The organism is Clostridium carnis, assembly GCF_054657435.1.
Genome location: NZ_BAAHYS010000001.1, coordinates 389,473 through 401,281 on the forward strand (window position 1 = coordinate 389,473; position 11,809 = coordinate 401,281).

Sequence of the window (11,809 nt, forward strand, 5' to 3'; positions counted from 1 at the left end):
AATAATAGCTATTAAATTATATTTAAGTTATCTATGATTTATGTTTTGATATAATTTTCTAAAAAATAAACTAGATATTAGCATTAATCCTTTAACTAATGCTAATATCTAGTTTTATAATAAACTTTTATTATACTAAATAAGAATATCCTTATTTTTAAAGTTAATATGTGCAATTAAATATGCTACTATAGTTGTAATAACCATAACAATAATTCCATTTAATACTGTCATATTTTCATTGTTAAACATTGCTGCACTACTACCTGTAAATATTCCTATTGCATCACCATAGTTTGTAAATACTAAATGTGCAATACTTTTTAATGGAGCTATCATTTGACTAGCTACTGTTAAGAATACTGTAACCACTACTGATACTGCCATAGTTATCATACTACTCTTTATTAAAGTAGATATTAAAAATACTACTGCACAAGCTGCAATAATAAATAACGCTTGGAATAAAATAGCCTTAGTAAATAGTTCTAAATTAGTTCCAACATGCCCTGCACCTGCTATTTTAGATAGTTCCATAAAGCCTTCTGAATTTACTATCTTTTCGTATTTAGCTCCTATACTAACTGGAGAATTTGAAGCACTAAAATTACTAGTTAAATTTATAAATGTAAATCCAATAAGTTCTCCCCCTATAATCATAGTAAGAACTGTTAACGTAACGGCTATAAACTTTGATAATAGTACTTTACCTCTAGTTATAGGTTGAACAAGTAAAAATTTTAAAGTTGCAGGAGTACATTCTCCAGATACTATGTCACTCATAAATACAGAAATACCACAAAGTAATAATGCCATTCCTAAAATCTTCATAAGATTAGTCATATAGTTGTAAGCTTCATATTCCCATCCATATAGTGGTTCTATATTGTTTTCTTTAGAATAATTAAGTCTTTCTAGCCTTTCATTTAATTCTAAAATATATTTCTTTGACCATTCATCTTTATATTTCTCATATGACGCTATCATTGTGTTAGTTTCTTTAATTTCTTCATCTAATTTAATCTTCCAATCATCTTTATCTTTACCATTTTTAATTATATTTTCATAATCTTTTATTTTATTTTTGGAATTTTCTATCGATGTCTCTAAATGCTTAATATATTCTGGATTTGCATCACTATTGTTATTCGCCTTTAAATCTTCAGTATAATTTTTTAAATTTTCCTTTGCCATCTCTAATTGTTTTTCTGGAGAATTCCATAATCTAGTTTTTTTATCACCATTATATTGTGCAAATATTGTTAATCCTATAAAAGCTGCAAAAAGTATAAATATAATCCAAGTTTTAGCCTTTCTAATAAGTTTTATTAACTCATTTTTAATTAGTACAAATAACATTATCTTATACCTCCTTCAACTAACTCCATATATCTTTGCTCTAATCCTTTTCTTACTTTATAAACTTCTTCAATTTTAAAGTTATTCTCAACTAAATGTTTTACTAACTTTGAGGTTGAATTAGCTTCTAATATTATTTGTAATCCTTTTTCATTTATATTACATGCTGAAATATAACCTAAACTAGAAAGTTCCTTTTCAATAGCTTTATTATCATCATTTGAAATTAAACAAACTATATCTTTATCTGTTTCCATAGAATGTGTATCTTTATTTATTTCTTCAACCGCCTTAATTACACCATCATTAATAAAAGCAACCTTATCACAAAGATTTTGAACTTCTGATAATATATGTGATGATACAAATACAGCCATTCCTCTTTCTTTAGCTGCTTTTTGTACAACTTCCCTAAAATCTAATATACCTGAAGGATCAAGTCCATTAGTAGGTTCATCTAGTATAAGTAATTTGGGCTTTGATAAAAGCGATGCTGCAAGCCCTAATCTTTGCTTCATTCCTAAAGAATATTTTCTTACTTTATCATCAATTCTATTTTCAAGTCCAACTAATCTTATAGTTTCTTCAACATCTTCTTTTGATACTTTTCTAATTCTTGCAATTTGCATTAAGTTCTCTCTTCCTGATAAATATTTATATAATTCAGGATTCTCAACTACTGCTCCAACTTCTCTTAAAGCATTGCTTGTATCACTATTTAAGTCATGTCCACAAATTTTTATATCACCACTACTTGGCTTAATTAATCCAACCAACATTCTTATAGTTGTAGTTTTACCAGCTCCATTTGGTCCTAAAAATCCAAATATTTCTCCCGATTTTATATTAAAAGTTACACCTTTAATAATTTCTCTTTTACCTAATGTCTTTTTTAAGTTATTTACCTCTAAAACATTCATCTATGTTTCCTCCAACTTCTCTTTTAATACATCTAGAATTATATTCCTAAAATCTTAATATACAATTTATAATTTCTTATTTTTTCCTTAAAGAAATTTATATAAACATCTATAAAACTTACTAGATTTTTTATTAACTAAAAAAAATAGTCTATGATATTATAAATTCATAGACTATTTTCATACTAATTATTCAATTTCATGACCTGTATTTTGTATGCAACTTCTTATAATCTCTTGTGTTGCTGGTTCATTATAAATTACTTCAACTGATTTTCTTGCCATGTCAACACAAACTTGATTTACACCCTCAACTTTTTCTAGAGAATTTTTTAGTTGTGTTTTCATATTTTCATTAGCTATTCCATTTACTTTGCAATGTAATCTCTCCATAACTATACTCCTTTCAAAATTGATACAAATATAGTATGTTCCAAAATCTTATAATATATAAATAGCTAATTTTTGTTAATTCTTTTAGAAAATAACCATTTAATTATATAATTACAAGTAAATAATCTATTTATATTTTTTTAATTACTTTACAAACTAACTATTATATATTATTAAAATCAATATATTTTTTAAGTATTTCTACTGATTTTTCCAAGTAATCTTTCTCTAATTTTGTAAATCTTTCTAACTCCATGCTATCTAAATCTAATACCCCATATAAAATATTATCTTTTACTATTGGTAATACTATTTCAGAATTTGAAGCTGCATCACAGGCTATATGTCCTTCAAAATTATGTACATCTTTTACAACTATGGTTTTTTTATTTAAAGCTGCTTTACCACATACCCCTTTACCTATTTCTATTCTTGTGCATGCTGGCATACCTTGAAATGGCCCTAAAATTAGTTCATTACCTTTAGCTAAATAAAAACCACACCAGTTAATTCTTCCTATAAGTGCATTAATTAGTGCTGAAGCATTACAAAGTTTTGTAAGATTTGAGTCATTTTTATCTTGAACAACCCCCTCAAGCATAAGTAACATATTCTTTAGTTTTTCTTCATTATTCATATTATTAAAAATTGATATATCAAACATAAATTATATTTAGATATAATGTGTATTAAAATTACCACACTATCTCTAAATCCCCCTTTCTTTCTTAATATTTATTTTTTAATACTTAATAAATTACTAGTTCTATATTTTTCCCTACAACTTCAGCTTTAAAAACCGTAGATGCTTTTTTTAAATCAACTAAATCTACATCTCTTTTAAATATATCATCAAGTTTTTGGGCCTTCATAAATACATTATCTCATCTACTTGAATAAATTTAAGTTAAAAGTAATTTCATTTCTTACAATTTTATATGTTAATGTAAATCCATTTTTTCTTGCAAGCTCACTACATAAATATAATCCCAGGCCTGAGCTACTGACCTTTTTGGATATTTCTTTATATTTATTATATTTTACAAATGGTTCTAGCAATCTATATTTTACTTCATTTGGGAAATCTACACATTTATTTTTAATTTCTAAGTTTATCTCTTCATTATTTTCATATAACTTTATATAAATTTTTTTATTAGTTGTATATTTTATACTATTATCTAAAAGGTTTAGTATAATTTGTTCAAAATCCTCTAGAACTCCATAAACTTCTACTTTTTCTAGTTCTTTTATTATAGAAATCTCGTTGTCTTTTAACATTAACTCTAAATCTTCTAGTATTTCTTTTACTACATTAGTTATCGAAAATTGAATTGTATTTTTATTGCTATCTACACTTCCCCTAGAACAATCTAATATTTTCTCTACTAACTCTTTCATTTTTTCACATTCAATGGTTATTCTATTTGTTGCTCTACTTAAAAACTCTTCATCTATTTCCTTTATATTTTCATCTCTTAATATTTGAGAATAAAGTGATATCGCTGTAATAGGTGTTTTTAATTCATGTGTAGCATTATTAAAAAATTCCCTTAAAGCTTTTTCTTGCTTATTTAATTGGTTCTTCATAGAATTATATGTTTTTGTTAAATCTGCTATTTCATCATTTGTATCTATCTCTATATCTTTAATATCTTTTCCTAAATTAAACTCTTCCATTGAATAATTTAAGGTTCTAATAGGCTTTGTAACTTTTTCTATAATTATAGATATAACCAAAATTATTGTTACAACTACAAAGATTTGTCCTAAAACTATAATTCCTATTGTTTTTATCATATCATTATATTTATTAAAATAATCTTTTTGTATTACTAAATTGCCTAGAAAATTATCTTTATCATAAATAGGATAATTATAAGTTGCAAAATAATTACCATTTAAATTCTTAAACCTAATTATAGATTTTATATTTTTACTTTCATTTAATATTTCTGTAATTTCTCCATTACTAATTATTTTCCCAATAGATTGATTTATATCTCCATTATAATTAGCTATACTAACATACCCATTAGTTATTTCATTTATTGGTGACAACACTTTCCAAATTGGTTCTGATATAACTTTATTTTGATTTATTATATTTAATGATGTTAACTTTATTTTAGTCATTTCTTCTATAATATCTCTTTTAAATGACTTTTCTAAAAATATTGATATAAATATAGTAAAAAATATATTTATTGTTATAACAGATAATATTGTTCCTATTAAAAGCTTTCCTTTTAATGTTTTATTCAAAACATCACCTCATTATATAGCCTATTCCAAATATTGTTTCAATAATAGAATTTTCTTTATCCTCATTAAGTTTTTCTCTTAGCCTTCTTATATGAACATCAACTGTTCGTGTATCTCCTTCATAATCATACCCCCAAACCTTATCTAATAAATCATTTCTTGAGAATACAATTCCCTTATTCTCATATAAAAAGTTTAATAAATCAAATTCTTTTCTTCTAAGGGGTATATCTTTGCCATCTTTTATTACTCTTCTATCTACTTTATTAATTTTTATAGTCTCCCCTTTGAGATTTTTTTTAGAAATAATATTTTCTTTATGCTTTTCTTCATTCCTTCTAAATATTACTTTTATTCTAACTAAAACCTCCTTAATTTCAAAAGGCTTTACTATATAATCATCTGCGCCAAGCTCTAGTCCTAATATTTTATCTATTATATCTCCTCTTGCTGTTAACATTATTACATATGTTACTTTAGATATTTCTTTACATATATCAAAGCCATCAATATCAGGTAGCATTAAGTCTAGTAAAACTAAATCTGGTTTAAATTCCTTAACTTTATCTAATGCATCTTTGCCATTAAATACACTTCTTACGTCATACCCTTCTTTTCTTAATGCAAAAGTTATAGCATCATTTATTGAATATTCATCTTCAACTACTAATATTTTCTTCTTTCCCATAACTCACCAACTAATTTATATTTTATTTATATCAATAAATAAGTATTTAATATCTTTTATAAATTTAACTGCACCTTCTGAAACATCATACTTTACTGATGTAAAAAATATACTACTTCCATCTTTATTTGATACTGCAATAATATTATCATAATTTTCTCCATCAGATAATTTATAAATTAACTTTAAATTTCCTAAAGTATCTAACTCTGAAATATAAGTTCCATTATTATAATTTACTAATAAAAAATTAGTATTTTCTATTTTGCTAATTACCTTCTTTTTATCATCTAAAATATATATTTCATTAGAATATATATTGTATATAGCATCTACTATAAAATCTTTTTCATCTCTTAATTTTAAAATTAAATTATCATCAATTGTATATGTTGATTTTAAAACATAGTTTTCTCCTACTTTATATCCTCTTAAGTTTATATCCTTATAATCTTCAAAGGTAACTTTACTATCTTTTAATATAACTTTACTTACTTTTCCTAATCTATCTATTGTCATAATAGCTTTTTCTCTATAATTATAATAATAGTAATTGCTTTGTAGCTCTATTAAATCTGATGAGTAAAATGTATTATTTTTTATATCTACAACAACTATTTCTTGAATTCCTAAAGCATTTCCTTCTTTCATAGGTTCATTTAGCTTTATATAGTAATCATCATTTATTTGAAATTCTACACTGTGTACTCCTTTATATTCATCTATCATTTTATAATAAATATTTTCATAACCTTCTAACTTTATTTTAATTTCCTTTAGTAAATCTATATAATAAAATTTCTGATCTCTTGTATGAAGCCCTTCACTATATATACCTTTATAAGAAGATCTCCCTGATGATTTAACAAAGTTTAAACCTTGGTTTATAAAGAACTTATTATTTGCTTTTCTAAACTCACCATTTTCATTAACCATATATGGTATATTATGATCTTCCTCATTTATAACACCAAGCTTAGTTGTATCTAAAATTCCATTTACTCCATCTTCATCATAAACTAAAGGTATAAATCTTTTATCTTCAAAATTATTTTTAACAGTTCTTTCAGTTATTTTATATTTATCCCCTAAATTATTCTCCTTAGTATTTTCTTCTAAAACCTTTGTATTACTACAACTTACACTAAAAATTATTAATGTAGTCAGTAAAAATAAAACTGCTTTTTTCATAAAAAAACCTCCATATACTATATTAATTATATAATACATAAAGGTTTTTACATAATTTATTTACTTGTTACAAAGTTATTAACTATTTAAAATAAAATATTTATATAATCTTATTTTCTTTGTAAAATTTTTAGTTTTATTACTTTAACGTTCTTACTAAAGTACCTCTTGCTTTTGAAAGAAGTTCATTTTTAATTAGAAAGTTCCATACTGGCTCAAATTTTTTCCATGATCCTGCATATGTAAAGTGTTTTAATTTCATTCTAAGTTCTTCATGTTCTTTTGATGCCTTATATATATTTTTCCACCTGTAGAAATCCTTATAAGCTTTATTATATCCCCTTTCCATTTCTTCTTTTGTAATATTCGGATGATTAAATACTAAATGTCTAGTATCATATAGTCTCCAATCTTTAGTAATAATTCTATTCTTTTCATCCATTTCATTATATATTCCAGTTCCAGGATAAGGTGTTAATATATGATTAGTTGCTGTAGCTATACCATTATTTATAGCCCATTCTGTAGTTTGATCGAAAACATCTAAAGTATCACTATCTAATCCAAATATAAAGCTTCCATTTATCATTATTCCTAAATCATCTAATCTTTTTATTGCTTTACTATAATCTTTTCCAATATTAGACCCTTTATTTGCTTGAATTAAATTTTGTTTATCAATACTTTCAAACCCAATAAAAGCACTTCTAAAACCAGCCTCACGTGCAAGTTCTATTGTATCATCTTGAAGAATAGAAGCTACAGTTATTGCCCCTTGAAATACTTTATTCATACCTTTCATTTCCTTAAAAATTTGCCTTGATAGCTTTTTATCTGCAAATATATTATCATCAAGAAAATATAAATGGCTTCCCTTCATGCTTTCAATTTCTTCTAATATCCTGTCCACTTTATATACAAAAAATGATTTTCCACCTTTATAAAATGAACTAACATAACAAAAAGAGCACTTATTAGGACACCCTCTTGAAAAGACCATGGAATTTGGAACTAAATATTTATTTTGTTTAAATAAATCTCTTCTTGGAAGTGGTAAATTATCTAAAGAAACTTCCCCTTGATTATAGAATTCTTTAATCTTTCCATTTTTTAAATCATTTAAAAATATAGGAAAGCTAGTTTCACCTAAGCCAAGTAATATAGAATCTGCATGTTTTTTTGCTTCACTAGGTAATGAAGTTGCATGTAACCCTCCAATAGCAACTTTTACTCCTTTTTTTCTATATGCATCTGCAATTTCATATGCTCTATATGCATTAGTTATGTAACTTTCAATACAAACCAAATCTGGTTCATCATCTAAATTAATTTCCTCTACATGCTCGTCTACTATTTCTATTTCATCTGATTCATCACATAATGATGCTAAAGTCGCTAAGCCTAAAGGAGGAAATAATGAATATTTTATTGGCCTCCAATATGGGCTTTTCGCCTCTTCTAGTGCTGGTAAAATAAATTTTATTTTCATTTACATCTCCTTATTCTCCATTTTATACCATTATATCTATTTTAGTTTAATTTATCCATATTTTTATAAAACACTCTATTAAAATACAAATTTCATTAAATCAGTATCTTAAATACTATATAATTTTTATAGCCCTAACCCATGTGGAACCTTTGGATTTTCCCATATTGGCTCATTAAAATCTTCATTATCCAAAACTCTATTTATTTCTTTTATAAAATTTAATTTTTCTTTATTAAATACGCCTGATAAATTTATACAATTAGAAAGCTTATTACATCTAAACACCATTTCATCTACATTTAGGTTTTCTACTAATAATTTTATTTCATTTACAGATTCTTCTAATGATAATTCTGTAAACTTCTCGTCTTTTACCATTTTTCCAAGTTTAGTATTTTCATCTATCATTACTTTTAATACGGCTAAATCATTAGGTTTTATTTTATTAATTACTTTAGCACTTTCTAGTGCATGCTTATTTGTATATTTAGTGCCACCTAACCCTGTAATTAATGTTGCTGATAATTTAAATCCACATTTTTTAATCTTTAAGCCTGCCTCTATCATTTCCTTTTGACTAACACCTTTATTTATTAATTTTAATACTTCTTCACTACCACTTTCTACACCTAAATATACTATTTTTAATCCTAAGTTATATAGCTCCTTTAATTCCTTTTCTGATTTTAATAATATAGATTTGGGAGACCCATAAATTCCTACACTTTTACATTCAGGATAAATCTCTTTAATCTCTTTCAATATTATTTTTAAGTTCTCTGTTTTAATAATAAGTGCATCTCCATCAGCAATAAATATTTTTTCTACAAATAAATTTTCTTTTCTAGATTTTCTTATGTCATTAATAACATCTTCTATATTTCTTATAAAAAATCTTTTTTCCTTATACATATTACAAAAAGCACATTTATTATGAGAACACCCTAAAGTAGCTTGAATTATTAATCCAAAAGCCTCGCTTGGTGGTCTATATACTGGTTCTACATATTTCATCTTTTTCTCCTACCTACTTATTAATTTACAATAAATATTTTTTCTAATATATGAATAATCTTGTATATATTTATATACTAAATAAAACATCTTTTATTTTTTCTTATATATTATATAATATTAACATAATGTATTTTGGGGAGGTTCGATTTTTTTATGAATAACCAACTGACAGAGGAAAATATAAAAAAATTAAGAGAAGAATTAGAATATAGAATGACAGTAAAAAGAGCTGAAATAGCAAAGGAAAAAGCAATAGCTGCTGCTCATGGAGATAGGTCAGAAAATGCTGAATATAAAGAAGCTTGTGCAAACTATAGAGAAAATGATAATAGAATTCAATATTTATTAACTATGATTTCAACAGCAACTATAATAGATGATATAAATATAGATAAATCAGCACTAGGAATTAATAGTAAAGCTAAAATTAAATTTATAGAAGATGACTTTGAAACTATTGTTACTCTAGTAACTACTATGGATTTAGATCCTGAAAATATGCATATAAGTATAGAATCAGATTTAGGCAAAGCATTGTTAGGAAAAAAGACTGGGGATATAGTTGAGGTTAATGCTCCTGCTGAAAAATACTCAATAGAAATATTAGAGATGTTCTAAAGCTATTTTTAATGGGACAGTATATAGACTTTTGTGTAATTTTAAATCTATCTACTGTTTTTTTTATAAAAAGAGAACACGTTGAAATCTACTTCACCGTGTTCTTTTAAAACTAAAATTGTTTAATTAAATTCACCATTTCTATTGCTGTTACAGCTGCATCATACCCTTTATTTCCTGATTTTGTTCCAGCTCTTTCAATAGCTTGTTCTATTGTATCAGTTGTTAAAACTCCAAATATAATTGGTTTCTCAGATGATAATGATACTGATGCAATTCCCTTAGATGTTTCAGCACAAACATAATCAAAGTGTGGTGTTGAGCCCTTAATAACTGCTCCTAAACATATTACTGCATCATATTTTTTATTTTGTGCCATCTTTTTTGCTATTAATGGAATTTCAAATGCACCTGGTACCCATGCTACTTCTATATTATCTTCATTAACACCATGTCTTTTTAATCCATCTAATGCCCCACCTAATAATTTAGATACAATAAACTCATTAAATCTCCCTACAACAATACCAACCTTAATATCCTCTGCTACTAAATTTCCTTCAATTATTCTCATTTTATATCCTCCTATATTATAAATATTTAAAATATTTTTTAACAATAATTTCAAATTATCACATTTATTAATTTATTTAATGTTTAAAATATGATTTAACTTTTCTTTTTTTGTTCTTAAGTAAAATTCATTGCTTTCATTATGATTCATTTGGATTGCTACTCTTTCAACTACCTCAATATCATAATCTTCTATTCCTTTAACCTTTTTTGGGTTATTTGTCATAATCCTAAGTTTTTTGGCTCCTAAATTTTTAAGAATTTGTGCTCCTATACTATACTCTCTCATATCTGCTAAAAATCCTAATTTAATATTTGCTTCTACAGTATCATAACCTTCATCTTGCAATGCATAAGCCTTTAATTTATTAATAAGCCCTATTCCTCTACCTTCTTGTCTCATGTATAATAAAATTCCTGATCCTTCTTCAGCAATTCTCTTCATTGCCGCATCATATTGCTCTCCACAATCACATCTTTTAGAGCCTAATGCATCTCCAGTTAAACACTCTGAATGTAATCTAGTTAGTACAGGCACATGTTCATTTATCTCTCCTTTTACTAAAGCTACATGATGCTCTCCATTTAATTTATTAACAAATCCATACATCTTAAAATCACCATATTTTGTTGGCATTTTTATTTCAACTACTCTTTCAACTAATTCCTCTTCTCTTTTCCTATAATTAACTAAATCTGCTATAGTAATAATTTTTAAATTATGAATCTTGGCAAACTCTAGTAGTTCTAATGTTCTTGCCATAGTACCATCTTCACTCATAATTTCACAAATAACTCCTGCTGGCTTTAATCCTGCTAGTTTAGCTAAATCTACAGCTGCTTCAGTATGTCCAATTCTTTTTAAAACGCCACCTTTTTTAGCTATTAAAGGGAATACATGTCCTGGTCTTCTAAAGTCATCTCCATTTGAAGCTTCTAATAATTTTTCTATTGTTAATGCTCTTTCAAAAGCTGAAATACCAGTAGTTGTATCAATATGATCTACAGAAACTGTAAAAGCTGTTTCATGATTATCAGTATTATTTTCTACCATGGGATTAATATTTAAAGTTTTAAGTCTTTCTTCCTCCATTGGCATACATATTAATCCTCTACCATACTTAGCCATAAAGTTTATTGCCTCTGGCGTTACCTTTTCTGCTGCCATTAACAAATCTCCTTCATTTTCTCTATCTGGATCATCAATTACTATAACTATTTTTCCTTTTTTAATATCCTCTATTGCTTCCTCAATACTATTAAAATTCATTTTATATTCCTCCCTTTATTCCA

General features: G+C 25.7%; 12 protein-coding genes and 1 pseudogene. 1 reads left to right on the forward strand and 12 read right to left on the reverse strand.

The features are described from left to right. Nucleotides 1-135: 135 nt before the first annotated feature. From ACYQ1T_RS01970 to ACYQ1T_RS02015, 10 genes and pseudogenes are all read right to left on the reverse strand, one after another. The gene (locus tag ACYQ1T_RS01970) at nucleotides 136-1,359 is read right to left on the reverse strand and encodes a DUF2705 family protein (RefSeq protein WP_459831148.1); all 1,224 of its coding nucleotides are present in this window, start codon (nucleotides 1,357-1,359) and stop codon (nucleotides 136-138) included. Further along, complete coding sequence (locus ACYQ1T_RS01975; RefSeq protein ID WP_459831150.1) at nucleotides 1,359-2,279, reverse strand: ABC transporter ATP-binding protein; 921 nt, start codon at nucleotides 2,277-2,279, stop codon at nucleotides 1,359-1,361. The genes ACYQ1T_RS01970 and ACYQ1T_RS01975 overlap by 1 nt, the downstream gene beginning before the upstream one ends. 189 nt (nucleotides 2,280-2,468) lie before the next feature. After that, nucleotides 2,469-2,672, reverse strand: a complete 204-nt coding sequence (locus tag ACYQ1T_RS01980) for a heavy-metal-associated domain-containing protein (protein ID WP_459831151.1) — start codon at nucleotides 2,670-2,672, stop codon at nucleotides 2,469-2,471. A gap of 163 nt (nucleotides 2,673-2,835) precedes the next feature. Beyond that, nucleotides 2,836-3,336, reverse strand: coding sequence for a GAF domain-containing protein (locus ACYQ1T_RS01985; RefSeq protein ID WP_459831153.1), 501 nt, complete (start codon nucleotides 3,334-3,336; stop codon nucleotides 2,836-2,838). Between the two features lie 112 nt (nucleotides 3,337-3,448). Further along, a pseudogene (locus tag ACYQ1T_RS01990) lies at nucleotides 3,449-3,550 on the reverse strand (type VII toxin-antitoxin system MntA family adenylyltransferase antitoxin); the annotation flags it as partial. Between the two features lie 10 nt (nucleotides 3,551-3,560). Further along, entirely contained in the window at nucleotides 3,561-4,937 is a 1,377-nt protein-coding gene (locus tag ACYQ1T_RS01995; RefSeq protein WP_459831155.1) for a HAMP domain-containing sensor histidine kinase, read from the reverse strand. Nucleotides 4,938-4,941: 4 nt separating this feature from the next. Further along, nucleotides 4,942-5,625 (reverse strand): response regulator transcription factor, encoded by a 684-nt coding sequence (locus tag ACYQ1T_RS02000; protein WP_459831157.1) that lies wholly within the window; start codon nucleotides 5,623-5,625, stop codon nucleotides 4,942-4,944. A gap of 15 nt (nucleotides 5,626-5,640) precedes the next feature. Then, on the reverse strand, nucleotides 5,641-6,816 hold the full coding sequence (locus ACYQ1T_RS02005; RefSeq protein WP_459831158.1) for a hypothetical protein: 1,176 nt from the start codon (nucleotides 6,814-6,816) through the stop codon (nucleotides 5,641-5,643). A gap of 139 nt (nucleotides 6,817-6,955) precedes the next feature. Then, entirely contained in the window at nucleotides 6,956-8,305 is a 1,350-nt protein-coding gene (locus ACYQ1T_RS02010; protein ID WP_459831160.1) for a B12-binding domain-containing radical SAM protein, read from the reverse strand. Between the two features lie 126 nt (nucleotides 8,306-8,431). Then, nucleotides 8,432-9,322, reverse strand: coding sequence for a radical SAM protein (locus ACYQ1T_RS02015; RefSeq protein WP_459831162.1), 891 nt, complete (start codon nucleotides 9,320-9,322; stop codon nucleotides 8,432-8,434). 156 nt (nucleotides 9,323-9,478) lie between these two features. On the opposite strand from ACYQ1T_RS02015, the gene ACYQ1T_RS02020 reads away from it, so the two are divergent. Then, complete coding sequence (locus ACYQ1T_RS02020) at nucleotides 9,479-9,943, forward strand: GreA/GreB family elongation factor (RefSeq protein WP_459831163.1); 465 nt, start codon at nucleotides 9,479-9,481, stop codon at nucleotides 9,941-9,943. Between the two features lie 112 nt (nucleotides 9,944-10,055). On the opposite strand, the gene ribH is transcribed toward ACYQ1T_RS02020, so the two are convergent. Together ribH and ACYQ1T_RS02030 are read right to left on the reverse strand one after the other, a co-directional pair. After that, a complete protein-coding gene (gene ribH, locus ACYQ1T_RS02025; RefSeq protein ID WP_459831165.1) occupies nucleotides 10,056-10,517 on the reverse strand; it encodes a 6,7-dimethyl-8-ribityllumazine synthase in 462 nt (153 codons plus the stop codon). A 72-nt stretch (nucleotides 10,518-10,589) separates the two neighbouring features. Then, nucleotides 10,590-11,786: a bifunctional 3,4-dihydroxy-2-butanone-4-phosphate synthase/GTP cyclohydrolase II gene (locus tag ACYQ1T_RS02030; protein ID WP_459831166.1), complete on the reverse strand. Its 1,197-nt coding sequence runs from the start codon at nucleotides 11,784-11,786 to the stop codon at nucleotides 10,590-10,592. Nucleotides 11,787-11,809: the final 23 nt, after the last annotated feature.